Annotated in this window: 24 protein-coding genes, 1 tRNA gene and 1 pseudogene; 11 read left to right on the top strand and 15 right to left on the bottom strand. The window is 66.2% G+C overall.

Features of this window, described 5'->3' with window-relative positions; all coding sequences use genetic code 11:
• Window positions 1-813 (bottom strand): annotated as a pseudogene (gene ilvC / locus ACEQXV_RS13590) (ketol-acid reductoisomerase); the annotation flags it as partial.
• A gap of 137 nt (window positions 814-950) precedes the next feature.
• Here ilvC and ACEQXV_RS13585 point away from each other — a divergent pair.
• The 3 genes from ACEQXV_RS13585 (at window position 951) to ACEQXV_RS13575 (ending at window position 3,142) form a co-directional block, all read left to right on the top strand.
• Complete coding sequence (locus tag ACEQXV_RS13585) at window positions 951-1,406, top strand: Lrp/AsnC family transcriptional regulator (protein WP_370253016.1); 456 nt, start codon at window positions 951-953, stop codon at window positions 1,404-1,406.
• Window positions 1,403-1,867 (top strand): Lrp/AsnC family transcriptional regulator, encoded by a 465-nt coding sequence (locus ACEQXV_RS13580; RefSeq protein WP_370269653.1) that lies wholly within the window; start codon window positions 1,403-1,405, stop codon window positions 1,865-1,867. Before ACEQXV_RS13585 ends, ACEQXV_RS13580 begins: the two co-directional genes overlap by 4 nt.
• A gap of 144 nt (window positions 1,868-2,011) precedes the next feature.
• Window positions 2,012-3,142: an aminotransferase class V-fold PLP-dependent enzyme gene (locus ACEQXV_RS13575; RefSeq protein ID WP_370253013.1), complete on the top strand. Its 1,131-nt coding sequence runs from the start codon at window positions 2,012-2,014 to the stop codon at window positions 3,140-3,142.
• Between the two features lie 153 nt (window positions 3,143-3,295).
• Here ACEQXV_RS13575 and ACEQXV_RS13570 read toward each other — a convergent pair whose 3' ends face one another.
• The 3 genes from ACEQXV_RS13570 to ACEQXV_RS13560 form a co-directional block, all read right to left on the bottom strand.
• Window positions 3,296-4,507 (bottom strand): UbiH/UbiF family hydroxylase, encoded by a 1,212-nt coding sequence (locus ACEQXV_RS13570; RefSeq protein ID WP_370253011.1) that lies wholly within the window; start codon window positions 4,505-4,507, stop codon window positions 3,296-3,298.
• A gap of 76 nt (window positions 4,508-4,583) precedes the next feature.
• Complete coding sequence (locus ACEQXV_RS13565; protein ID WP_370253009.1) at window positions 4,584-4,808, bottom strand: hypothetical protein; 225 nt, start codon at window positions 4,806-4,808, stop codon at window positions 4,584-4,586.
• 240 nt (window positions 4,809-5,048) lie between these two features.
• Entirely contained in the window at window positions 5,049-5,696 is a 648-nt protein-coding gene (locus ACEQXV_RS13560) for a pyrimidine 5'-nucleotidase (protein ID WP_370253007.1), read from the bottom strand.
• 88 nt (window positions 5,697-5,784) lie between these two features.
• On the opposite strand from ACEQXV_RS13560, the gene ACEQXV_RS13555 reads away from it, so the two are divergent.
• A complete protein-coding gene (locus tag ACEQXV_RS13555) occupies window positions 5,785-6,426 on the top strand; it encodes a GntR family transcriptional regulator (protein WP_370253005.1) in 642 nt (213 codons plus the stop codon).
• On the opposite strand, the gene ACEQXV_RS13550 is transcribed toward ACEQXV_RS13555, so the two are convergent.
• Both ACEQXV_RS13550 and carA read right to left on the bottom strand, forming a co-directional pair.
• Complete coding sequence (locus ACEQXV_RS13550; RefSeq protein ID WP_372525851.1) at window positions 6,372-8,366, bottom strand: glycosyltransferase family 2 protein; 1,995 nt, start codon at window positions 8,364-8,366, stop codon at window positions 6,372-6,374. The genes ACEQXV_RS13555 and ACEQXV_RS13550 overlap by 55 nt on opposite strands.
• Window positions 8,367-8,469: 103 nt before the next feature.
• A complete protein-coding gene (gene carA, locus ACEQXV_RS13545; RefSeq protein WP_370253001.1) occupies window positions 8,470-9,624 on the bottom strand; it encodes a glutamine-hydrolyzing carbamoyl-phosphate synthase small subunit in 1,155 nt (384 codons plus the stop codon).
• A gap of 187 nt (window positions 9,625-9,811) precedes the next feature.
• Here carA and ACEQXV_RS13540 point away from each other — a divergent pair, with 187 nt between their 5' ends.
• Complete coding sequence (locus tag ACEQXV_RS13540; protein ID WP_370252999.1) at window positions 9,812-10,270, top strand: GatB/YqeY domain-containing protein; 459 nt, start codon at window positions 9,812-9,814, stop codon at window positions 10,268-10,270.
• Between the two features lie 339 nt (window positions 10,271-10,609).
• Here ACEQXV_RS13540 and ACEQXV_RS13535 read toward each other — a convergent pair whose 3' ends face one another.
• From ACEQXV_RS13535 to ACEQXV_RS13510, 6 genes are all read right to left on the bottom strand, one after another.
• Complete coding sequence (locus tag ACEQXV_RS13535) at window positions 10,610-11,140, bottom strand: DUF2244 domain-containing protein (protein ID WP_370252997.1); 531 nt, start codon at window positions 11,138-11,140, stop codon at window positions 10,610-10,612.
• Window positions 11,141-11,143: 3 nt separating this feature from the next.
• A complete protein-coding gene (ctaD, locus tag ACEQXV_RS13530) occupies window positions 11,144-12,817 on the bottom strand; it encodes a cytochrome c oxidase subunit I (RefSeq protein ID WP_370269650.1) in 1,674 nt (557 codons plus the stop codon).
• 215 nt (window positions 12,818-13,032) lie between these two features.
• Window positions 13,033-13,266 carry a hypothetical protein gene (locus ACEQXV_RS13525; protein WP_370269649.1) on the bottom strand — a complete coding sequence of 78 codons (234 nt, stop codon included), beginning with the start codon at window positions 13,264-13,266 and terminating at the stop codon, window positions 13,033-13,035.
• Between the two features lie 268 nt (window positions 13,267-13,534).
• Window positions 13,535-14,206 (bottom strand): hypothetical protein, encoded by a 672-nt coding sequence (locus ACEQXV_RS13520; RefSeq protein WP_370252992.1) that lies wholly within the window; start codon window positions 14,204-14,206, stop codon window positions 13,535-13,537.
• A gap of 118 nt (window positions 14,207-14,324) precedes the next feature.
• The gene (gene lipB / locus ACEQXV_RS13515) at window positions 14,325-15,008 is read right to left on the bottom strand and encodes a lipoyl(octanoyl) transferase LipB (protein ID WP_370252990.1); all 684 of its coding nucleotides are present in this window, start codon (window positions 15,006-15,008) and stop codon (window positions 14,325-14,327) included.
• A gap of 3 nt (window positions 15,009-15,011) precedes the next feature.
• Complete coding sequence (locus tag ACEQXV_RS13510) at window positions 15,012-15,794, bottom strand: LytTR family DNA-binding domain-containing protein (protein ID WP_370269648.1); 783 nt, start codon at window positions 15,792-15,794, stop codon at window positions 15,012-15,014.
• A 99-nt stretch (window positions 15,795-15,893) separates the two neighbouring features.
• On the opposite strand from ACEQXV_RS13510, the gene ACEQXV_RS13505 reads away from it, so the two are divergent.
• The 3 genes from ACEQXV_RS13505 (at window position 15,894) to ACEQXV_RS13495 (ending at window position 17,409) form a co-directional block, all read left to right on the top strand.
• Entirely contained in the window at window positions 15,894-16,391 is a 498-nt protein-coding gene (locus tag ACEQXV_RS13505) for a DUF2306 domain-containing protein (protein WP_370252986.1), read from the top strand.
• A gap of 157 nt (window positions 16,392-16,548) precedes the next feature.
• Window positions 16,549-17,139: a peptidoglycan-binding domain-containing protein gene (locus tag ACEQXV_RS13500; protein ID WP_370252984.1), complete on the top strand. Its 591-nt coding sequence runs from the start codon at window positions 16,549-16,551 to the stop codon at window positions 17,137-17,139.
• Window positions 17,140-17,322: 183 nt separating this feature from the next.
• A tRNA-Leu gene (locus ACEQXV_RS13495) sits at window positions 17,323-17,409 on the top strand.
• A gap of 66 nt (window positions 17,410-17,475) precedes the next feature.
• Here ACEQXV_RS13495 and ACEQXV_RS13490 read toward each other — a convergent pair.
• The 3 genes from ACEQXV_RS13490 to ACEQXV_RS13480 all read right to left on the bottom strand — a co-directional run bounded on the left by ACEQXV_RS13490 (window position 17,476) and on the right by ACEQXV_RS13480 (window position 19,922).
• The gene (locus ACEQXV_RS13490; RefSeq protein ID WP_370252983.1) at window positions 17,476-17,892 is read right to left on the bottom strand and encodes a VOC family protein; all 417 of its coding nucleotides are present in this window, start codon (window positions 17,890-17,892) and stop codon (window positions 17,476-17,478) included.
• 75 nt (window positions 17,893-17,967) lie between these two features.
• A complete protein-coding gene (locus tag ACEQXV_RS13485; RefSeq protein ID WP_370252982.1) occupies window positions 17,968-18,975 on the bottom strand; it encodes an AraC family transcriptional regulator in 1,008 nt (335 codons plus the stop codon).
• 38 nt (window positions 18,976-19,013) lie between these two features.
• Window positions 19,014-19,922, bottom strand: coding sequence for a hydrogen peroxide-inducible genes activator (locus tag ACEQXV_RS13480; protein WP_370269645.1), 909 nt, complete (start codon window positions 19,920-19,922; stop codon window positions 19,014-19,016).
• A 261-nt stretch (window positions 19,923-20,183) separates the two neighbouring features.
• On the opposite strand from ACEQXV_RS13480, the gene katG reads away from it, so the two are divergent.
• The 3 genes from katG to hpaR all read left to right on the top strand — a co-directional run bounded on the left by katG (window position 20,184) and on the right by hpaR (window position 23,938).
• Window positions 20,184-22,346 (top strand): catalase/peroxidase HPI, encoded by a 2,163-nt coding sequence (gene katG, locus ACEQXV_RS13475; protein WP_370269644.1) that lies wholly within the window; start codon window positions 20,184-20,186, stop codon window positions 22,344-22,346.
• 152 nt (window positions 22,347-22,498) lie between these two features.
• Window positions 22,499-23,437: an aminotransferase class IV gene (locus tag ACEQXV_RS13470; RefSeq protein ID WP_370269643.1), complete on the top strand. Its 939-nt coding sequence runs from the start codon at window positions 22,499-22,501 to the stop codon at window positions 23,435-23,437.
• A gap of 51 nt (window positions 23,438-23,488) precedes the next feature.
• Window positions 23,489-23,938 carry a homoprotocatechuate degradation operon regulator HpaR gene (gene hpaR, locus ACEQXV_RS13465; RefSeq protein WP_370252976.1) on the top strand — a complete coding sequence of 150 codons (450 nt, stop codon included), beginning with the start codon at window positions 23,489-23,491 and terminating at the stop codon, window positions 23,936-23,938.
• Window positions 23,939-24,123: the final 185 nt, after the last annotated feature.

The raw sequence follows: 24,123 nt of genomic DNA, 5'->3' as shown, positions 1-24,123 counted from the left end.
CTGCTCGTAGGGCAGGATGCGCGGGCCCGACACGTATTCGCCGTATTCGGCGGTGTTCGAGATCGAGTAGTTCATGTTGGCGATGCCGCCTTCGTAGATCAGGTCCACGATCAGCTTCACTTCGTGCAGGCACTCGAAATAGGCCATCTCGGGGGCGTAGCCGGCTTCCACCAGGGTCTCGAAGCCCATGCGGATCAACTCAACGAGGCCGCCACACAGAACCGCCTGCTCACCGAAGTGGTCGGTTTCTCATTCTTCGCGGAAGTTGGTCTCGATGATGCCCGAACGGCCGCCGCCGATGGCGGAGCAGTAGGACAGGCCGATTTCCAGCGCGCGGCCGGTGGCGTCGTTGTTCACGGCCACGAGGCAGGGCACGCCGCCGCCCTTGGTGTATTCGCCGCGCACGGTGTGGCCGGGGCCCTTGGGCGCCATCATGATGACATCGACGCCGGGCTTGGGCTCGATCAGGCCGAAATGGACGTTAAGGCCATGGGCGAAGGCAATCGCCGCGCCTTCGCGCAGGTTGTCATGCACGTATTTCTTGTAGGTCTCGGCCTGCAGTTCATCGGGCATGGTGAACATGATCAGGTCGCACCAGGCCGCCGCTTCGGCAATACCCATGACCTTGAGCCCTTCGCCTTCGGCCTTCTTGGCCGAGGGAGAGCCTTCGCGCAGGGCGACGACCACGTTCTTGGCGCCGGAATCGCGCAGGTTAAGCGCGTGGGCGTGGCCCTGGGAGCCATAGCCCAGGATGGCCACTTTCATGTCCTTGATCAGGTTGATGTCGCAATCGCGGTCGTAGTAAACGCGCATTGGATCCGTCCTCCGTTGGAAAAAATCTCTGGCGCCCTGTCTATCGGCCCTGGTCCGGTCAGGCGAGATGCGGCTTGGAAGAATTTGCCCCATATGATAGAAATTCATTCACTAATTCATGGATAGATAGCAAATTCATGCTTGATGACACCGATCGGCGCATCCTTCGCCATCTTCAGGCCGACCCTGCGATGCCCGTGGCAGAGCTGGCCGAGGCCGCGCGCATCGCGCCTGCGACCTGCTACAAGCGGCTCGACCGGATGCGCGAAGAGGGCGTCCTGCGCGCCACCCGCGCGGTCATCGACTGGCGCGCGCTTGGCTTCACGGTGGAGGTGAGCCTTCGCATCACCCTGGACAAGACGCAAAGCCGGGCCTTCGACGAGGTGATGGCCGCCGCGCGCGAGATTCCGGAAGTGGTGGAGATCCAGACCTTCCTGGGCCGGGTCGACCTGCGCCTGTCGGTTCTGGCGCGTGACATGACCCATTACCAGGAGGTCTATCGCGACCGCATCCTGGCGCTGCCCCATATCACCGATATCGAGGCGCTGATGCAGGTGGCGACCCTGAAGGACGCGAGGACCCTGCCGATATGAGCACATGGGACGAGACAGATTTCGCGATCCTGCGCGCGCTGCAGGAAGACGCGGCGCTGAGCGCGGCCACGCTGGCCCGGCGCCTCAGTCTGAGCCAGCCCGCCGGCTGGCGCCGGGTGAAGCGGCTGGAAGAGGCCGGGGTGATCGCGGGCCGCGCGCTCGATCTCGACATCGCGCGGCTCGGCTTCGGGGTGACGGTGTTCCTCGGTGTGAAACTGGTCACAAAGGGGCGGGTTTCTCTGGACGATTTCGAGCGGGCGGTGTCTGCCATCCCCGAGGTGCAGCAGGTGAGCCACGTGCTGGGGCTATACGACTACCGCCTGCGCGTGGTGGCCCGCGACATCGCCGATTTCGAGCGGGTCTTGCGGCGTCGGATCATGACCCTGCCGGGTGTCGGCAATGTAGAGGCGAACGTTCTGCTGAGCGAAGAGCGCAGGCCGGGGCCCTTGATGGCGGGGTGACGCTCCGCCTGGCCTGCGGCCATGCGATCGCCCCACCCGCCATCCCGTGGGGTGGCTCTGCGGCGAAACCTGCGCTGGTGTTTTTCGTCGGATCGTGGGTATTTGGGCAAAGAAGAAGGATCATGCCGCGAGAGGGAGGTGCCCATGTCCGCATTGCTGAAAACCGTCGACCCCGATGGGCTGCTGGAGTTCTCGGTGGTTTTCACCGACCGGTCTTTGAACCACATGTCGAAGCAGTTCCAGCAGGTGATGCGGGACATCGATGCCGGGCTGAAGCAGGTCTACGGGGCCGATGCGACCGCGCTGGTGCCCGGGGGCGGGACCTTCGCGATGGAAGCCGTGGCGCGCCAGTTTGCAGGCGGTGAAAAGGTTCTGGTGGTCCGCAACGGATGGTTCTCGTTCCGTTGGTCGCAGATCGTCGATGCGGGGCAGATTGCCGCCCAGACCGTGGTGATGAAAGCGCGCCAGACGGGCAACGAGGCGACAGCCCCCTTCGCGCCGGCCCCGATCGACGAGGTCGTGGCGCGGATTCGGTCCGAGCGGCCTGCCGTGGTTTTTGCGCCCCATGTGGAGACCTCTTCGGGGATCATTTTGCCAGACGCCTATGTAAGCGCACTGGCGGCAGCGGCGCATGAGGTGGGCGCGCTCATGGTGCTCGATTGCATCGCGTCGGGCTGTGCCTGGGTTGACATGAAGGCCACCGGAGTCGACGTGCTGATCTCGGCCCCCCAGAAGGGCTGGTCGTCGACGCCCTGCGCGGGGCTGGTGATGCTGTCCGAGCGGGCCGTTGACCGCATGGCCCAGACCGAGTGCAGCAGCTTTGCCGCCGATCTCAGGAAATGGCACGCGATCATGGCGGCTTATGTGGGGGGCGGGCACGCCTACCACGCCACCATGCCGACCGATGGGCTGAAGGCCTTCCGCGACACGATGACCGAGACGCTGGAGTATGGCACCGAACGCCTGCGCGATGCACAGTGGGAGTTGGGCACCAAGGTGCGCGCCCTGCTGGCTGCCCGCGGCATCCGGTCGGTGGCCGCAGAGGGCTTTGGCGCACCGGGGGTGGTGGTCAGCTATACCGACGACCCGGGCGTACAGAACGGCTCGAAGTTCAGCGCCCAGGGGGTGCAGATCGCGGCGGGCGTTCCCCTGCAGGTGGATGAACCGCAGGGCTTCTCCACCTTCCGGCTGGGGCTTTTCGGGCTCGACAAGCTCTATGACGTGGACGCGACCGTGGCCCGTCTGGAAGCTGCCCTTGATGCGGCCATAGGCTGAGCGCTTCTTCTTGGTGGAAATACTCCGGGGGAGTCGCCCCAAGGCGACGGGGGCAGCGCCCCCTTTCGATTATCCCCTTGGAAAATCGCCCCCCACGCGACCCGCAGGGTCGCGCACGGGTCGCCATGCGCGAAGGCGCTTGGCGAAACCCTGCTAGCCTGCGCGTCCGGTTCCCAGCCCCGCGCGCATCAGCGTGGTGCGCACTGGTTTGACCGAATAGAACGCCCTGAGCGCCCGCATCCGCATGTCGCGCAGCCCCTGGATCGAGACCATGGAGGCCCGGTTCAAGGCGTCAATCCCTGCCACCCGGGCGCGCACTTCACCGTGGCGGGCCTTGTGGTAGGCTGCCAGCATCCGGCGCGATCCCAGGTCGGCCGGGTTCGCCTCGGCCAGGTCCAGCAGCACCCGCATATCTCCCAGGCTCATGTTGAGCCCCTGCGCCCCGATTGGTGGCACCACGTGGGCGGCCTCCGCCACCAGGGCCACGCGCTCGGCCTCCATCCGCTCGGCGACCTGGCTGATGATCGGCCAGACGCTGCGCCGCGTCAGCAGCGAAAGCGGCCCGAATAGCCCGGCAGAGCGCGCGGTCATTTCTTGCTCGAAATCCTCCTTGGGCAGGGCCGCGAGGCGGGCCACTTCCGGGCCGCGTTCCATCCAGACGATGGCCGAGCAGGGCTGCCCGTCGTGATCGGGCAGGGGAACCAGGGTGAACGGTCCTCCGGAGCGATGGATCTCGGTCGAGACGTTGTCATGGGGCAGGGCATGGGTCACCGCGAAGGCGAGGGCCTTCTGCCCGTAGCGCGTGGTCTTGACCGGGATGCCCACGGCCTCGCGCACGGGCGAGTTGCGGCCATCGGCGGCAATGACAAGTCGGGCGCGCAGGCGCGCGCCGTCCGACAGTGTCACAAGCGCCTCGCGTTCGCGGGTGAGAAGGGCGGCCGTACCGGTGCCGGGACGAAACTCGACATTGGGCAACTCGGCCAGGCGGGCCACCATTTCGCGGCGCAAGAGCCAGTTGGGCAGGTTCCACCCGAAGGGCAGTTCGGAAATGTCGGCGGCGTTGAAGTCGTGGCTCGTGCGCGGTTCGGGTTCTGCGCCGCCTGCGTCCACGATCCGCATCACCTGGAGCGCCGAGGCGTGGGGTTCCAGCCGTTCCCATAGCCCGGCCCGTTTCAGCACGTCGAGCGAGGGCTGCAGGAAGGCCGTGGTGCGCAGGTCGGCGCCCTCGGCCTCCATCTCTGTGATCGGGGGCGCCGGATCGACGCAGATCACGGAAAACCCCGCTGAACCGAAGGCCGCCGCCGCCGTGAGGCCGGCGACGCCGCCCCCCGAGACAAGCACATCAATGTCGGTCACATCGGCCATGCACGGGCTCCTTCACTGGCGCGTTGCTGCCACATAAGCCCGTTCGGGGCCGAGGTCCAAGCGGCAGAAGGTCCCGTCACCCAAGCGTGATGCGGATGAGCAGGTAGAAGCCGAGCGCAACGGCGCTGAGCGCCCCGGTGATGAGCCCGGCGTAGCCAAAGACGATCGTGCCAGCGATCCATGCCAGGGCCAGAAGGGCGATGACCCAGAGCATGAGCGTGGAACTGTCGAGCGCCCGCACAAGCGTCCGGACAAGCGGAAAGAGGCCCTTGGCAGGGCCGGACTGGGGAATGAAAGCCATGATATATCTCCTGTTCGCACCCTTGCAGATAGGGGCGGACTGGCCACGCACCATGGGCGGAGTGACGCAGTGCGACGCGCTGTCCCAACAAGGGATCGGCGCGCCCCTACGGGGCGCAGCGACCCGCGCGATCCGACGCGGATCGCGGACGTTTTCCGCGCCGGAAAACGCTTGGGGGCGCTGCCCCCGTCGCCTGGCGGCGACGCCCCCGGGATATTTGGGGAACAATGAAGGCGGGGATCAGTCTGTCAGGCGGGTCAGGAAGCCTGTGAGGTCGTCGGTGTGGTGATGGACATGGGCAGCCGGTTCAGGCTCGGGCGCGACATGGACGGTGCGCAGGCCCATCTCGTGCGGGGCGGCGAGATTGCGGATGTCATCCTCGAACATGGCTGCCCGGGTCGGGTCGAGCCCGTCGCGGGCAAAGACAGTCTCGAAGGCGCGCCGCTCGGGCTTGGGGCGCAGACCCGCATGTTCCACGCCGTAGATCGCGTCGAAGAGCCCCGCGAGCCCGCGCGCGGCGATTACCTTCTCGGCATAAGGCGCAGTGCCGTTTGTGTAGATGATGCGGCGCCCTGGCAGGGCGCGGATGCGCGCGGCCAGGTCAGGGTCGGGCGCGAGCACCGAGAAATCGATCTCGTGGACCTCTTCAAGATAGGGTCCGGGGTCAACGCCGTGCAGGTCCATCAACCCCGCCAGCGTGGTGCCATGCTCGCGCCAGTAGCGGTGGCGCAGGCGGTCGGCCTCGGCCCTGTCGACGCCGAGCGCCTCCATCACGTAGGCGGTCATCTTGACGTTGATCTGGTCGAAGAGCGCCATGTGGGGCGGGTAGAGCGTGTGATCGAGGTCGAACACCCAGGTCGTGACATGGTGGAAATGGGCGCGGGGCATGGGGCAGGGTCCTTTTTTGCCGCGCCCCGAAGGGCTTGCGCAGGCGGGGGGCTGTGCCTAGCCTTGCCAGAAACCGGGAGGAAATCCAATGGCCACTCCGAAGCCGCCGCAGAAAGACGCCTATGACCTGATCCTGAAGGCCATCGACGAGGGCACCTATCGCCCCGGGTCGCGGCTGGTGGAATCGGAACTGGCAGAACGCTTCGGCGTCAGCCGGACACCGATCCGAGAGGCGTTGCAGCGCCTGGAAACGCAGGGACTGCTGAGCCGGGACGGGCGCAGCCTGATCGTGGCCTCGCTCGATCACGACCAGATGGCGCAGCTTTACATCGTGCGCGCGGAACTGGAAGGGCTGGCCGCGCGGCTTGCCGCGCAGCATGCCGCGGCCGAGGAAATCCGGGTCTTGCAGGAAATGGTCGAGGCCGATCACGCGCTGCTCGACGACCCCTCGGCGCTGAGCCGGGCCAACCGGCGCTTTCACAAGCAGATCCACCTGGCCTCGCATAACAAGTACCTGGTGCAGCAGCTTGACCTCGTGCACCGCTCCATGGCGCTGATGGCCACCACCTCGCTTGCCGCCGAGGGCCGTAGCCCGGTGGCGCTGGAAGAACATGCCGCGATCGTGCAGGCCATTGCGGATCGTGATGGCGAGCGCGCCGCGACCGCGCTCAAGGATCACCTGTCGACCGCGTTCGAGGTGCGGCTGAAGGAAGAGGCCGGCAAGGTCTGATCCTGCAACGCCTCGGCGGCTTGCCCGCCCCGCGAAAACTGCCCATGGGCCGTCTTGCGCCAGTGGAAGGGCTGCACCATCAGTTCACCCAGGCCCAGATGCGTCGCGACCGAGGCCAGGATGAAGTAGATATCCAGCACCGGGATCCATAGCCGCAGCCCCCTGTGGCGGGGCAGCGCCGAGGCGCGCCACGCCGCGTACATGGTCAGCGCCTGGCAGGCGAGGAAGAAGAAGGCGAGCCCGACATAGCCTTGCGTGCTGAGGAAGCGATCGAGCGGATGGGGCCAGCCGAAGAGCTTGACCACCAGCGTCCACAGCACCGGGGCGAGCGCGAAGCCGAGCACGGTTGATAAAAGCTGCACCTGAACGCCGATGAACCTGCGCGCGCCCAGGTCGCGCCACAGCCGGACCGGATCGCGCATATGGGTGGCCCAGGTCATCGCGTAGCCCTTCAGCCAGCGCGAGCGCTGCTTGATCCAGGGCAGAACGGCGGCGTTGGCCTCTTCGTAGGTCGTGGTCTCGATGATTTCGGTGCGATAGCCCGCCCGCACCAGGCGCAGGCCAAGATCGGCGTCCTCGGTGACGTTATGGGCGTCCCAGGCTCCCATTTCCTCCAGCACCGCGCGGCGGAAGAACAGCGTCGTGCCCCCAAGCGGCACGAACAGCCCAAGCCGCGCCACCCCGGGCAGCATCAGGCGGAACCAGGTTGCGTATTCCAGCGTGAAGCAGCGGCTCAGCCAGTTGTGATGGGGATTGTAGTAATCCAGCTGACCTTGCAGGCAGACCACCTCGGGCGGAGCTTTCAGGAAGCGTTCCGCCACCTTGCGGATCTGGTCAGGCTCGGGCGCATCCTCGGCGTCGTAGACCCCCACGATCGAGCCGCGGGCGAAGTTGAGCCCGTAGTTCATCGCCCTTGGCTTGGTCTGAGGCTGCCCCGGCGGGACGATCACGGCGCGCATCCAGGGCGGCAAGGTCGCCCGGTCGAGCGCTGCCCGCGTGGTGTCATCGCCCGCCTCGATCAAGAGCAGCACGTCGAGCAGTTCATGGGGGTAGTCGAGCCGCGCGATCCGGCGCACGAGGTGGCCCGCGATATCGGGTTCGCGAAAAAGCGGCAGCATGATCGTGACCACGGGCAGCGCCGGGAAGGGGCTGAGGGAGGTCGTCGCGGCCTTCGGGGGCGGGGCGGGGCGCGAGAGGCTGTGAAGCGCCATCCATTTCAGCGCCGCGTTCACCGCCGCGATCAGAACGCCCATGCCGAACAGCACCGCCACCACCAGTGCAGGCGCCAGCAGGGCTGCCCCGACCAGAGCCAGCAGCGCGGCGAGGCCCCGCCGCGTTGCCAGGGGCGCGTTCCAGTCGCGGCAGCTATAGCTGCCTGGCGTGCGCGCCTCGGCCAGCCGGGCCAGTTCGGCACCGTAGGTTGCGGTGATCGCCTGATGCATTCGAGCACGTCCGGTAAGGGCCAGCAGGACCGGCCCGTCATGGGCCAGCGCGGCGGCAATCTCGGCCTTGCGGTCGGGCCGGTCCGTCATCACCACCAGCGCAACCCCCGCCCGGCGCAGGGGCACCGCCGACAGGCGCGCAGCTTGTTGGGCGGGCATCAGCGCGGCGATGCCGGGCTCTGGGTCGGGCGGGGCGGCATCGGCGGGCAGCACGCTGGTCTGGTATTGCCAGGCAAGCGCATCGAGCAACTGCGCCTCGGTGATCGCGCCCTCGGCCAGCAGGATCTCTCCAAGGGGCAACTCGCGGTGGCGCTGACGGGCTAGGGCGGCCTGCATCTGCTCGGTCGAGATGATGCCGCGCCGGACCAGGAGTTCGGCCAGCCGCGGCCGGGCGGGGCGAGGTTCCTGGGACCTCGGCACCGCGCGCAGCCGGGGCACGCCCGGCAGGGGCCGGGGCGGGGCTGCGTGGGGCAGGATACGTGTCTCGCTGCTGGACAAAGGATAACCCCCGGTCAACGGAACCGGGGGTCATTGTGATCCTGTTAATCCTAACAAAGGATTAACCATGGGAAGGATTGGTCTTGCCCGGGGCGCGTCCGCGTCAGACGGTTTCGGCCTTGCGCGCGCGCATCGCCGCGGCGAAGCGTTCAAAGAGGTAATAGCTGTCCTGCGGGCCGGGGCTTGCCTCGGGGTGATACTGCACCGAGAAGACCGGCTTGTCGGTCATGCGGATGCCGCAGTTCGACCCGTCGAAGAGCGAGACATGCGTTTCCTTCACGCCCGCGGGCAGGGTCTGGCTGTCCACGGTGAAGCCATGGTTCATCGAGGTGATTTCCACCTTGCCGGTTTCGAGATCCTTGACCGGGTGGTTCGCGCCGTGATGGCCATGGTTCATCTTGACGGTCTTGGCGCCAAGCGCCAGCGCCAGCATCTGGTGGCCAAGGCAGATGCCGAAGACGGGCAGGTCGGCCTTCAGAACGTCCTGGATCATCGGCACGGCATAGACGCCGGTGGCCGCAGGGTCGCCGGGGCCATTGGACAGGAACACCCCGTCGGGCTGATGGGCCAGAACCTCTTCGGCGGTGGCCGTTGCGGGCAGCACGGTCACATCGCAGCCTGCCGAAGCCAGGCAGCGCAGGATGTTGCGCTTGGCGCCGTAGTCGACGGCCACGACCTTGAAGCCCGGCTCGGAGCGGCGGCTGTAACCCTCGGGCCAGGCCCACCGCATCTCGTCCCACTGGTAGCTTTGGGCGCAGGTCACGTCCTTGGCGAGGTCGAGCCCCTCCAGCCCGGCAAAGCCGCGCGCGGCAGCAACCAGCGCTTCCAGGTCGAACTTGCCCTCGGGGTCATGGGCCAGCGCCACATGCGGCGCGCCCTGCTGACGGATGGCGCGGGTCAGGCGGCGGGTGTCGATGCCGCCGATGCAGATCCGGCCCTTGGCCGCCAGCCACTCGGTCAGCTCGCGCTCGGCGCGCCAGTTCGACGGTTCGGTCGGGTCCCATTTCACCACCATGCCCGCCGCGACCGGTTCCCCGGTCTCGTCATCCTCGACCGTCACCCCGGTATTGCCGATATGGGGGAAGGTGAAGGTCACGATCTGGCCCGCGTAGGACGGGTCGGTCATGATTTCCTGATAGCCGGTCATGGCGGTGTTGAAGCACAGCTCGGCCACTGTCTGGCCGGTGGCGCCGAAGCCGCGCCCATAAAACACGGTCCCATCGGCAAGAACGAGGCAGGCGGTGGGGCGGCTGGTCATGGGCGACTCCGGGGCTGGTGCAAAATTCGCGGCAACCTAAGGGGAGTGGGGGTCGGGGTCAAGCCGCAGCAGGTGCCCCCGGCGCGGTCAAATGACCCCGGGTCAGGGACGCTTGTTGCTGTGGCTGCATTGGCGTATTCTCGGCGGCTGTTGGACCGGGATTCTGCTAACGGACGGGGATGGCCATATGGCATTGAGGGACCAGATCACCGCGCGGCTGAAAGATGCCATGCGCGAAAAGGACAGCACGCGGGTCTCGACCCTGCGGCTGATCAACGCCGCGATCAAGGACCAGGACATTGCCGCGCGCGGCAAGGGGGAAACCGAAGGCGTCGACGAAGCGGGCGTGCTGGCGATCCTGGGCAAGATGGTGAAACAGCGCCAGGAAAGCGCCCGCGCCTACGAGGAAGGCGGGCGGCTGGAACTGGCCGAGAAGGAACGCGAGGAAATCGCGATCATCGAGGATTTCCTGCCGCGCCAGCTGACGGATGAGGAGGTGGCCAAGGCGATTGCCGATGCGATCTCGTCCACCGGGGCAGAGAGCATCCGCGACATGGGCAAGGTCATGGGCGCGCTCAAGTCCAAATATACCGGCCAGATGGATTTCGGCAGCGTCGGCCCCAAGGTGCGCGACATGCTGGGCTGAGGCCTGCAAAGGACACGACGTCAGGGCGGCTCTTCCCAACCGGGCAGGGCCGCTTTTCTTTTGCCGGTTCTCGCGGGGGAGGGGGGCGACGCTGCGCGTCGCGATCCTACGGTTGAAAAAGCGGCGCCGCTTCAGAGGGCGCGTGGATTTGAATCGGTCTGGGCCGGACCCGGAGCGCGCGCAGGGTCCCGGCCGTCCCGGTGTCAGAGGGCAGGCAGGGGCGCGCATGACCGGACCCACGCTTCGCGAGTCGGTTAACCGGCGGGGATACTGCCACGCCAAGGGTTAAGACCGGGTGAACGCCTGCGCCGACGCTGGCACATGCGACGGCCCGGCCCGTCAGGGGCCGTGCATCTCGCGGCTCAGCAGATCGTAAAGCTCGCGCCGTTCCTCGGGCGACAGGAAGGCCCCGATCTCGACCTCGCGCCCTTCGGCCTTCATCGTCACGTAATCGGGCACCCGGCCCCGTTCCGGGATCAGGCTGACGCGCACCCAGTAGGGGTTGGCCTCCCATACCAGGGGCGCCTTGCGCGGCGCGGCATGGGTCAGGCGCAGGTGGCGGTCCCACAGCACCAGTTCCTCGTAAAGCTCCATGTCGCGCCAGCTGCGCGTAAGCCCCCACCACAGCGCCAGCATGGCGGCCAGCACGAAGGGCAGGAGCCCCCACAGGACCGGCGTGCCGAATACCGCCAGAAGCGGCAGCGACAGAAGCGAGGCGGTAAGGCCGACGAACCAGACGAAGCCGCGCGGGCTGAGCGCCTTGTGCGGACGGATCAGCAGCCGCAGGCGCGGGGCGCCGTAGCGGTCATGGAAAAGGGCCCCGAATTGCTCCGGGGCCCCTTCCTCGTATCGGGTGATGTCAACCGGCATCGCTTAGTGGTGCGGTTGCTTGTCCCACATGTCCTGGGTCGGGAGCTGTTCGAACGTGTGCTCCGGCGGCGGGCTGGGCAGGGTCCATTCCAGCGTATCCGCGTATTCGCCCCAGTAGTTGTCCTCCGTCACGCGACGGCCTGCGAACATGGTGTAGAACACGATGCCGATGAACAGCAGGAAGGACGCGAAGGCGATGAAGGCGCCGATCGACGAGATGTAGTTCCAGTGGGCGAAGGCCTCCGGATAGTCGATGTAGCGGCGCGGCATGCCCTGGCGGCCCAGGAAGTGCTGCGGGAAGAAGGTGATGTTGGCACCGATGAAGAACAGCCAGAAGTGAACCTTGCCCCAGAATTCCGGGTACTGACGGCCCGACATCTTGCCGATCCAGTAGTAGGTGCCTGCGAAGATGCAGAACACGGCGCCAAGGCTCATCACGTAGTGGAAGTGGGCCACGACGTAGTAGGTGTCATGATAGGCGCGGTCGAGGCCGGCCTGGCTGAGCACGATACCGGTCACACCGCCCACGGTGAACACGAAGATGAAGCCCATGGCGAAGAGCATCGGGGTTTTGAACTCGATCGAGCCCTGCCACATGGTGGCGATCCACGAGAAGATCTTCACGCCGGTGGGAACCGCGATGACCATGGTGGCGACCATGAAGTAGGCCTGCTGGCTGAGCGACATGCCGACGGTGTACATGTGGTGCGCCCACACGACGAAGCCGAGACCGCCGATGGCGACCATGGCGTAGACCATGGGCAGGTAGCCGAACACGGGCTTCTTCGAGAAGGTGGCGATCACGTGGCTGATGATGCCGAAGCCCGGCACGATGATCATGTACACTTCCGGGTGCCCGTAGAACCACAGCAGGTGCTGGTAGAGGATCGGGTCGCCGCCGCCGGCGGGATCGAAGAAGGCGGTGCCGAAGTTACGGTCGGTCAGCAGCATCGTGATGGCGCCGGCCAGAACGGGCAGCGACAGCAGGATGAGCCATGCGGTGATGAAGATCGACCACGGGAACAGGGGCGTCTTGTGCAGGGTCATGCCCGGCGCACGCATGTTCAGGAAAGTGGTGATGATGTTGATCGCGCCGAGGATCGACGAGGCACCCGAAACGTGCACAGCGAAGATCGCGAAATCCATCGAGATACCGGCTTCGCGGGTGGACAGCGGCGCGTAAAGCACCCAGCCCACGCCCGACCCGGCCTGACCGTTGCCACCGGGTGCCAGCAGCGACGCGACGCCGAGCGACACGCCTGCGACATACATCCAGAAGCTGAGGTTGTTGAGACGCGGGAACGCCATGTCCGGCGCGCCGATCATCAGCGGCATGAAGTAGTTGCCGAAGCCGCCGAAGAGGGCGGGGATCACCACGAAGAACATCATCAGCACGCCATGATACGTGATCATCACGTTCCACAGGTGCCCGTTGGGGGTGCATTCCTCGGCGCCGAAGCCCGACAGGATGCGCGCGCCCTCGTCACACATGAACTGAACGCCGGGCTCCATGAGCTCCATGCGCATGTAAACGGTAAAGATCACCGACAGAAGGCCGACGAAGCCCGCGGTGAAGAGGTAAAGGATACCGATATCCTTGTGGTTGGTGGACATGAACCAGCGGGTGAAGAACCCCGGCTTTTCGTGGTCGTGTCCCGAAATGGCAGCATCAGCCATGGACGTCTCCTGTTCCAAAGAAGCGCGCAGACCACGACCGTTCGCATGCCGCGCACCCTATTCCCTGCCGGATGTTCTAGTTTGCAGGCAGGGGGTGCGCAACGTGTTTGGCGGGCTCAAGGTGGGAAAAAATGGCGCAGGATTCACCTGACAGGCGCAATTATCGGGCGATTTTGGGGGATTCTCAACCCGACGTTGAGCAGGGCTGCGCGCAATCAGCGCAGTTCGGAGCCCTGAAGCTGTGCGCCGGTGGGGTCGATTCCGCCCAGGCTGCGGGCCGGGATGGGGGCGGTATCGCCCTCGGTCGTGGCTTGCAGGTCGGGGGCCGTCACGGCGGACATGGAGGTCGAGACCGCGATGGCGACAAGCAGCCCGAGCGTGGCCAGCGCGGCCACGATCACCGTGGCTTCGATCCGGTCGTTGCGCTCGTGGTCAGTGCCTCGGGTCACGGCTCAAGTCCTTCTGGTTGCCCGCAAAATGGCGGGCGGAAATCACGTATCATTCTGACCGGTATTATAAACGGCTGCCCGGTCAATACCTCTGTCGGTCGCGCCCTTGTCCTAACCCCGGGCGTGTTCCTGCACGTCAGGGCGCCAACCGGGTTCCGGCAGGCGCGTCCCGCGTACCCCGTTCTTTTCGCGCGGGAATCTGTCCAAATCATGGCGCAGGGCGGGGCGGGCTGGAAACAGTCCGTTTTCCGCCCGCGGCCCGCACGGATCAGTTGCCGACATGCACGTTGTCGATATAGGCGCCGACATTGTCCTCGGGGCCGGTGCCGGTGATCATCAGCAGGTTGGAGCCATCACCGGATCCGCCCTGGATCTCGAAGGAATAGCTCTGCATGCTGTTGCCCGTCGGGTTGGCCGAGCCGACAAGCTCGCCGCCCCAGTAAACATCGACCCCGTTATTCATGCGCGGGTCGGCCGCGTCGAAGGAAACGGTGTAGACCTGTCCGTCAACGGCCGAGTCCAGCACTTGCCCGAGGCTCATGTTGCCAGGGCTGGCATCGAGATCCAGCATGTAGCCGCCATCGGTTGCCGTGACGCCGTTATAGCCGCTCCAGACCACTTCCGCGCGGGGGTCATCCAGCAGGTCCCAGCCATTCATGGAGCCGTTCGAGTAGAAGCCCCATCCCGCCGCCAGCATGCCCTCGATATCCTCGAAAGAGCCATTGGCGAGACGGTTCTGGCCCCACCGGTGCAGCCCGGTGATGCTCTGGCCCTGAAGGCTTGCGATTTCTTCTGCCTGATGTTCGACGCCGCCGGAGACGACGACAGTGGCCGCCATGCCGAGGCCGACAAGGCCAGCGGTCAGCACGACCCAATCCACGGTGACCGCGCCGCTTTCCGAGCGGACAAACCGGCCAAATTGCCTATCAATGGGTGGCATAATGCACTCCTCGCCCAATCGTTACAGTTTGACCGGAACTATCGGAAAAATGTGGCGACCGGGTGCAGAGAGGATGCCGAAGGCGGGGATTTTCCGGGGTTTATTCGCGCGAAACTGGTTAACGGGCGGTTTGTGGGCGGCGCGGAACCCCGGCGCTGCCAAAGACCTCTTCGAAGGTCTTTTGCAGGGCCACGTCCACGTCGTCCAGCGTCACCGGAAGGCCCAGGTCAACCAGCGAGGTGACACCATGCCCGGTGATGCCGCAGGGCACGATGCCATCGAAATGGTCCAGCTCGGGTTCCACGTTGATCGACAGCCCGTGGTAGCTCACCCACTTGGTCAGGCGCACGCCAAGAGCGGCGATCTTGTCTTCGCGCGGGGACCCGTCGGCAAGCGGCGGCTTGTCGGGGCGCGCGATCCAGACGCCCACCCGGCCCTCGCGCTTTTCGCCGCGCAGGTTGAATTCCGCCAGCGTGGCGATCACCCAATCCTCCATCTGCTGAACGAAGGCGCGCACGTCATGGCCGCGCTGCGCCACGTCGAGCAGCACGTAGGCCACCCGCTGGCCGGGCCCGTGATAGGTATACTGGCCGCCGCGCTTGGTTTCGTAGACGGGGAAGCGGTCGGGGTCGGTCAGGTCGGCGGGCTTGGCCGAGGTGCCGGCGGTGTAAAGCGGCGGGTGTTCGAGCAGCCAAATCGCCTCGTCCGCCTCGCCACGTGCAACGGCGGCGGCGCGCCCTTCCATCCAGGCGACGGCCTCGTCATAGGGCACCGGGGCATCCGAGCGGATCCATTCGACCATGTGTTACCCGGGGAAAAGCCCGGCCTCCTTGACGGCTGCGACATGCGACCGGCTTACGGGAATGTCTCGTCCGTCCGACATCGTCAAGACGGCGCGCGCTCCGTCGCGTCGCGCCGAACTGACCTGATCGAGCGCCACCCAATGCGAGCGGTGCACCTGCAAGCCCGGTGTGGGTTGGGTTTCACGGATCGCGTCGGACAGGCGCAACAGCAGCATTTCGCGCCCGCGCGTGGTGACGATATCCACGTAATGATCCTGGACAGAAAGCGAGATGAGCGGCCCGCGCTTATCCAGCGGCATGCGATCAAGCAGGGCAGGCAGATCGGGGCCCGGAGCAGGATCGGCGGCAGGCCCATCTGCGTCCAGAAGCAGCGCCGCGCCAGTGATGATGACCGAGATGACCATGCCGTTCAGCGCCAGCCCGCCAATATAGGGCCAGCCTGAGGGCGGCAGGTCAAAGACAATCCAGTTCAGCAGCGCGACCTCGGCCGTGATGACCAACCCCGCCAGCAGGGCTGCAGGCAGTGCGGCCAGCGCAGGCGCAGTCCCGCGCCGAGCAAGAGCCCCGATCAGCGAACCGGTCAGGCTTGTCCCGGTCAGGAACGTGATCCAGACCAGCACCAGCCAATAGGCGATGCGCGGGGCAAGGCGTAGATGCTCGGCGGTGCCAAAAGGGCCGGCGATGCCTGCGATCACGCCTGCTGCACATAGCCCCACCACCACGCGGCGGTTGCCGACAAGCGCATGCAGTTCACGCTTCGTGGATTGCAGGGGATTGTCGGTCACGAAGGCTGTCCTCCGGTTTACGCATGGGCACTCGAACCCCGATCGCGGGGCGTGGCAGGGCGGGGGCATTCAGTCCACCCAAACCGACGAGGTATTCACATGACAGCCCTTGAACCTCTTTTCAACGCATCGCTGGCCGTTCAACTCCATGTATTGGGCGCGCTGCCCGCGGTTTTTCTGACTCCGTTCGTGCTGTTGCGCCGCCGCCGCGATCAGTTGCACCGCGTTGCGGGCTATGCCTGGGTCACGGCCATGGCGCTGGCGGCAGGCAGTTCTTTCTGGATCAGCGGTTTTGGACTGATCGGTCCGTTCAGCCCGATCCATATCTTGTCCGTGGTAACGCTGGTCGGCCTTTACACCGGCATCCGAGCGGCCATCGCGGGCAATCATCACGGCCATCGCAGGGCCATGACCAACATGGCCTGGGGCCTGGCTGCGGCGGGGCTGCTGAACTTCCTGCCTGGTCGGCTGACCAACCGCATCGTCTTGGGCGGCGCCGGATGGGATGGCTTCGCAACCGTGGCGATTCTGGCAATCGGGACCGTGATCGTTGTGCGCCTGATCCGTGCTGAAAGCCCGAATCGTCCCGCAACCTGACCGCGAAGCCGGCGGAATGCCGCCCGGAAACGGATTTTTTCCGCCTGTATTCCACTGGTTTACCCGGTAACTGCCAGTTTTTCGGACTCTGGATTGAACCGTTTTGTGCTAGCGTTCGACAAATCTGTAAGGACGCCAAATTTCCTTGGAGGACGCCATGATGCTTAAATCCCTTACCGTTGCCACCTTTGCCGTGGCGCTTGCTACCCTTCCCGCCCCCGAAGCCCGCGCCGATGCCGGTGACGTCGTCGGCGGCCTGATCGTGGGCGGCCTGATCGGCGCCGCGATCGCCAACAGCAACCAGGGTGGCAACCGCGCCACCACCGGTGGCGGTGGCGGCGGCGGTATCCCGGCCAGCCAGATGGGCCGCGACACCCAGACCGCTCTGAACTATTTCGGCTTCAACGCCGGGTCGGTCGACGGCCAGATCGGTGCAGGCACCCGTCAGGCCATCGAACGCTACCAGGCGGTGATGGGCTACCCGGTGAACGGCCGTGACTACGCCACCTACCAGTATGACATGCTGATGCAGGCCTATTACTGGGCCATCAATGGCGGCTCGGCGCAGACCGGCCTTGTCGGCACGCCCCTGCTGGTGGCCTATCGCGATGCCCAGGTTGCCCCGCAGCAGCCGCAGGTCGTGGTGGTGCCCGCCCCGGCCCCCGCTCCGGCCCCTGCGCAGGTCGTGGCGCAGCCCCCGGCGCAGACCACCATCGTGCCGGCCCCTGCACCGGCCCCGAGCAAGTAATCGAACGCGCGCCCTGCGCGAGACCGAAAAAAGGGCCGTCCGGGCAACCGGGCGGCCTTTCTTTATAAGGCGCTGCCTGCGGCCTGGCATGGGGGGCGTGACCCGGTCTGAAAAAGAGATGCGAATCCCCCTTGCGCATCCCCGCGACCCTCGGCTAAACAGCCGCGCACTACCTGATCACGTGCGGTCGTGGCGGAATTGGTAGACGCGCAGCGTTGAGGTCGCTGTGGGGTAACTCCCGTGGAAGTTCGAGTCTTCTCGACCGCACCATTCTCTCCCAGAGATAAGACACCGACAGGCCCGGCCGAATGGGGCCGGCGCCCGGTCGTGTCGTGCCTAGGCCACGGCCTGGTGCACCTCGATCACGTTGCCCTCGGGGTCATGGAAAAAGACCTGGTGCCATTCGGCGGCGAAGGCGGTTCCATAGTCCGAATAGGGGATGGATTGGGCATCGAGCAGCGCCTTGAAGGCCTCGATGTCATCGGTGCGAAAGGCGATATGGCCCCGCTCGACCGGGTTGATGACCCCTCCATTTCGGAACGCGACGCCCAGGTCCTTGTGGGCGAGGTGCATCTGCATGGCCCCGTCGGTGGCGAAGCGGATCTTGCCGTCATAGCCCGAGCTGTCGGTTGCGTCGGGGCGCGGGAAGGACTGGACCGGTACGTCGGCAAGCCCCAGCACCTCGGTATAGAAGCGGTGCAGGCGATCGACATCCTCGGACACGAAATTGATGTGGTGGAATTCGAGCTTCATCCGGGGCGGCCTTTTCGGTTGGGGTCGCGCGCAGCATTGGCCAAAGCCGCCGCGCTTTCAAGCGGCCCGGCCCGCTCAGCCGGGGCGTGTCTGCTCGCGGAAGGCAGCGGGTGTGCGACTGGTCCAGCGGCGGAAGGCGCGGGTGAAGGCGCTTTGTTCGGAAAACCCTGTCAGGAAGGCCACCTCGGCCAGCGAGTAGTCGCTTTGCACCAGCAGCCCCTCGGCCAGCGCGCGCCGGGCCTCGTCCACGAGGCGCTGGAAGGACAGCCCCTCTTGCGAAAGCCGGCGTTGCAGGGTGCGCTCGCCCATGCCGAGCCGCCGGGCGATGGCGGCAAGCTTGGGCGGGCCGTCGGAAAGTGCCTGCGCAACCGCGTCGCGCACCTCGCTCTCCAGCCCCGCATCGCGTTCCAGCCGCGCCAGTTCGGCGTCGAGATGGGGCAGAAGGAAGCCGCTGATGCCCTCGTCGCCTAGGCGGTTGCGCGCGCTCAGGTCAGTCGCTGCGATCTCGATCCCGTCGCGGTCGGCCCCGAAGATGACCGGGCAGCCGAACCAGGCCCGGTGGGCGGCGGTTTGGGCGGGGGCGGGGTGGCGGAAGTGGACGGCGCGCGGGGCGAAGGGGCCCGGCGTCACCTGCCGGATGATCGACACCACGCTGGCCAGCGACGCCTCGTTCGACAGCCGCAGCCCAAGCCGCCGTTCGCCCGCGCGGTGCAGGTGGAACCAGGCGGACGGGCCCGCGGGTGTGAGGCTGTACTCGGTCACGCTGGTCAGAAGCCGCCAGTAGCGCTCGGCCCGCGCGAATGACCCGCGCAGGGTCGGGGCCGATTTCCAGGCCAGGCCGAAGGCTCCGTAATCGTCGCAGCGCATGGCCGCGCCCGTGCGCAGGGGCAGGTCAGTGGCGTCATCGACTTCTTGGGCGATACGCTCCAGCAGCGCGTAATAGGCGCTGTCGGAAATCATCAGCGACGGATCGGGAGGCGCGGCGGGATCGAGCCCGACCGAGGCCAGCAGCGCGGCCTCGTCGGTCTGCTCGCGGACCGTGCCAACGACCTTGCGCAGGAAGAGGGATGTGACGGCGCCCATTCTCTTTCGATACCCTGTCGGGGCGCGCTTGGGAACCGTCAGCCGCTTGCGGCGCGAAGCGCCGCGCCCGCCTCCTGCACCACCTGGGCCACCTGCATCAGCTGGCGCGCCAGCGGGTTCGAGCGACGCCAGATCATGCCGATTGTGCGTTCGGGGCGGGGTTCTTCGAACTGGGCGACCGACACGGCGGCCGAGCGGGTTTCCACCGCCACCGCCATTTCCGGGATCAGCGTCACCCCGATGCCTGACCCCACCATCTGCACCAGGGTCGAGAGCGAGCTGCCATCCAGCAGGTCGCGCGGCAGGGACGAGCGCAGGTTGCAAAACGACAGCGCCTGGTCGCGGAAACAGTGCCCCTCTTCCAGCAGCAGCAGCTGCATCTCGCGCAGGCTGTCGCGGTTGGGGACGGGCTTGTCCGCATCGCCCGCAGGGCGCACCAGCACGAAGGATTCGGAGAAGAGCGGCACCTCCTCGAAGGCGGGTTCCGAGATGGGCAGGGCCAGGATCGCCGCATCGAGCCGCCCGTCGGCCAGTTCGTCGAGCAGCTTTTGTGTCTGGGTTTCGCGCACGCGCAGTTCCAGCCCGTCATAGCGATGGCTGAGCCGCCCGATGATCGCGGGCAGCAGGTAAGGCGCGATGGTGGGGATGACACCGAGGCGCAGCCGCCCGGCAGGGCCGTGCTGTGCGGCTCGGGCCATGTCGCCCAGTTCATCGACGGATTGCAGGATCGCGCGCACGCGCGCGGCGATCTCTTCGCCGAAGGCGGTCAGCCGGACCTGCCGTGACCCGCGTTCGAAGAGCGGCGTGCCGAGCGTCTCTTCCATCTCGCGGATCTGCACCGAGAGCGCGGGCTGGGACACGGAGGACGCCTCGGCCGCGCGGCCGAAATGGCCGTGGCGGGCCAAGGCCTCGAAATAGCGGAGCTGTTTGAGGGTCACGTTTATCATAGGAAAAAGTTATCGCAACAATCGGAAAATGCAACTTCGATGTATGGGTCTAGTTTGTTAGAATGATTCCAGAACAGGAGGGGAGGGCGACTCGCGCCCGGATCCGCAACACATCCGGGAGGGGTGGCGGATCGGCGTTCTTCCTTCGGATCATCGCATTCGCGGCCCTCTGCCGGGCGGCGCTGTGCGTGTGGTTCGATTGATGTCGTCCAATCCCCGAAACGCGCTCAGACCATTCGAGATCAAGGATCGGAGAAAGACATGGATGGAAATAACGTAGGCAAGTGCCCGGTCATGCATGGGGGCAACACCCATACCGGCACCGGGGTCGTGGACTGGTGGCCGTCGACGCTGAACCTCGACATCCTGCACCAGCATGACAGCAAGGTGAATCCGCTGAAAGGGTTCAACTACCGCGAGGCCCTGAAGGATCTCGATGTCGACGCGCTGAAGGCCGACATGAAGGCGCTTCTGAAGGACAGCCAGGACTGGTGGCCGGCGGACTGGGGCCATTACGGCGGCCTGATGATCCGCCTCGCATGGCACTCGGCCGGCTCCTACCGCCTGGCCGACGGACGAGGCGGCGGTGGCTGCGGCACCATCCGCTTTGCGCCGCTCAACTCCTGGCCCGATAACGGCAACCTCGACAAGGCGCGCCGCCTGCTGTGGCCGCTGAAGAAGAAATACGGCAACAAGATCTCCTGGGCCGACCTGATCCTTCTGGCGGGCACCATGGCCTATGAAGACATGGGTCTGAAGACCTTCGGCTTCGCCTTCGGCCGCGAAGACATCTGGCACCCGGAAAAGGACGTCTACTGGGGGGCCGAGCGCGAATGGCTGGCCCCGAGCGAGAACCGCTACGAGAATCTCGACGATCCCTCGACGCTGGAAAACCCGCTGGCCGCCGTGCACATGGGCCTGATCTACGTGAACCCCGAAGGCGTGAACGGCCAGCCCGACCCGATGAAGACGGCAGCGCAGGTGCGTGAAACCTTCGCGCGCATGGCCATGAACGACGAGGAAACCGCGGCGCTCACCGTGGGCGGCCATACCGTCGGCAAGGCGCATGGCAACGGCGATGCCGGGACCCTTGGCGCAGAGCCCGAAGGCGCACCGATCGAGAACCAGGGCTTTGGCTGGATGAACCCGCATATGGGCGGCAAGGCCACCAACGCGGTGACATCGGGCGTCGAAGGGGCCTGGACCACGCACCCGACCACCTGGGACATGGGCTACCTGGAACTCCTCTTCGGCTACGAGTGGGAACTGACCAAGTCGCCCGCAGGCGCGAACCAGTGGAAGCCCGTCGATATCAAGGACGAGCATCTGCCGGCGGATCCCTCCGATCCGTCCAAGAAGGCGATGCTGGTGATGACCGATGCCGACATGGCGATGAAGGTCGACCCGACCTATCGCGCCATCTGCGAGAAGTTCATGGCCGACCCGGCCTATTTCGACGATTGCTTCGCCCGCGCCTGGTTCAAGCTGACCCATCGCGACCTTGGCCCGCGCAGCCGCTACATCGGCCCCGACGCCCCGGCAGAAGACCTGATCTGGCAGGATCCGGTTCCCGCGGGCTCCACCGGCTATGACGAGGCGGCCCTCAAGGCCGACATCGCCGCCGCTGGCCTGTCGGTCGCCGACATGGTCGCAACCGCGTGGGACAGCGCCCGCACCTTCCGCCAGTCCGACTATCGTGGTGGCGCCAATGGTGCGCGTATCCGCCTTGCGCCGCAGAAGGACTGGGCTGGCAACGAGCCCGAGCGCCTGGCGCGCGTGCTGTCGGTGCTGGAACCGCTGGCCGCCAAGCATGGCGCCTCGGTGGCCGACACGATCGTGCTGGCGGGCAATCTCGGCGTGGAGCAGGCCGCCAAGGCGGCGGGCCACGCGCTCGACCTGCCCTTCGCGCCGGGTCGCGGGGACGCCACCGACGAGATGACCGACGCGGCAAGCTTCGACGTGCTGGAACCGCTGGCCGATGGCTATCGCAACTGGGTCAAGAAGGACTACGCGGTGACCCCGGAAGAGCTGATGCTCGACCGCACGCAGCTGATGGGCCTGACGGCACCGGAAATGACCGTTCTGATGGGCGGCATGCGGGCCATGGGCACCAATCACGGCGGCACCAAGCATGGTGTCTTCACCGACCGTGAAGGGGCGCTGAGCACCGACTTCTTCGTCAACCTGACCGACATGTCCAACAAGTGGGTGCCCACGGGCGAGAACCTCTACGACATCGTCGACCGGGCGTCGGGCGAGACCAAGTGGACCGCAACGCGCGTGGACCTCGTGTTCGGCTCGAACTCGATCCTGCGCGCCTATGCCGAGGTCTATGCCCAGGACGATGCGGGCGCGAAATTCGTGGCCGATTTCGCGGATGCCTGGACCAAGGTGATGAACGCCGATCGTTACGATCTGGCCTGAGACCCGTGTCCTTGGCAGGATGCGCGAACCCTGCCTGAGACGCGACGGCGGCGGTCCCTTGTCGGGGCCGCCGCCACTTTTTTGGCCGAGGCGGCTTGCCTTTGCCGCGCAAGGGCGCTGTTGATGGGGCAGCACTGCACGAGGCCCCGGACATGACCGATACCCACGCCACCACCCACGACGCCGAAGAGGACATCCGCAACCGCGACATCAAGATCTACGTCAATGGCGAGATCGTGCATCGCGATGCGGCCAAGGTCTCGGTCTACGATTCGGGATTCATGCTGGGGGACGGCATGTGGGAAGGCATGCGCCTTTATGACGGGGTCTGGGCCTTCTTCGACGAGCACATGGACCGCTTCTTCGACAGCTGCAAGGCGGTGAGCCTCGATCCCGGCATGGACCGGGCAGGCGTGGCCGAGGCCCTGCGGCGGACCGCCGAGGCCAATGGCATGACCACCGACGTGCATTGCCGCCTGATGGTGACGCGGGGGGTGAAGGTGAAGCCCTTCCAGCATCCCTCGCTCAGCCGGTCGGGGCCGACCGTGGTGATCATCATGGAACATTCCCGGCCGGTCGACCGCTTGCAGTCGGCGGGGATCCGGCTGGCCTCGGTGCCGCAGGTGCGCGGCCTGCCGCACAGCCAGGACGCCAAGTTCAACAGCCATTCGAAGCTCAATTGCGTGATCGCCTGCCTCCAGGCCGAGGCGGCGGGGGCCGACGAGGCACTGATGCTCGACCCGCATGGCTTCGTGAACACCACCAATGCCTGCAACTTCTTCATCGTCCGAAAGGGCGAACTTTGGACCTCGACGGGCGATTACTGCATGAACGGGGTGACGCGGGCCAAGGTGATCGACCTGTGCCGGGCCGACGGGATCACGGTGCGCGAGAAGAACTATTCGCTCTACGAGGCCTACAGCGCCGACGAGGCCTTCCTGACCGGCACCTTCGGGGCGCAGACGCCCGTGGCCTCGATCGACGGCAAGCCCGTGGGCAGCGGCCAGCGGCCCCTGACGGCGCGCATCCGCGCGCTCTACAAGGCCGAGATCGCCCGCCACGTGGCAGACCGCAAGGGTGTCGCGGTCTGACCGAGAAGGCTTGTCGGAGCGGCCAAAAGCGGCTTTACATCGGGTATGAGCATGTCTGACACCCCTGAACATCCCGGGTTCCGCCGCACCAGCCGGTCCTTGCCGATCGCGCTGCTGCGTGCACGCGAAACGGTGATGGGCCCCATTCGCGAGATGCTGGCCCAAAGCGGCATCAACGAACAGAAATGGCGTGTGCTGCGGGTGCTGGATGAGGAAGGCCCGATGGAGCAGACCGCGCTGGCCGCACGGGCCTGCCTGCTGCTGTCCAGCCTGACGCGGATCCTGAAGACGATGGAGGGCGAGGGGTTGCTGACCCGCGCCTCGGACCCTGGCGACCGGCGCAAGTCCATCGTGACCGTGACCGGGAAGGGGCGGGCGCTGATCCTCGAACACCTGCCCGAAGCCGAGGCGATCTTCGCGGCATTGACGGCGCGCTACGGGCCGGAGCGGATGGAAGAGCTTCTGGACCTTCTGGAAGAACTGCACGGATTGCAGGACTGAGCCCGGCGGGATCGACGCCTTCGGCGCCGATCCGGGAGCGGGCCTCCTCACCCTGCCGGCCGGCAGGGATCGTCGGCCCGCCTTTGGGGGCGCTTCCCCCGTCGCCTTGCGGCGACGCCCCCTGGATATTTTGAGAACACTTACGGGGGTCAGAGGGCCCGGAAGCCCGCGTCGAGCGCGGCGAG

The organism is Nioella sp., from assembly GCF_964229645.1.
Classification (GTDB): domain Bacteria; phylum Pseudomonadota; class Alphaproteobacteria; order Rhodobacterales; family Rhodobacteraceae; genus Nioella.
Note: the sequence above shows the minus strand (reverse complement) of the source record. Positions and strands in the feature narration are given on the sequence as shown.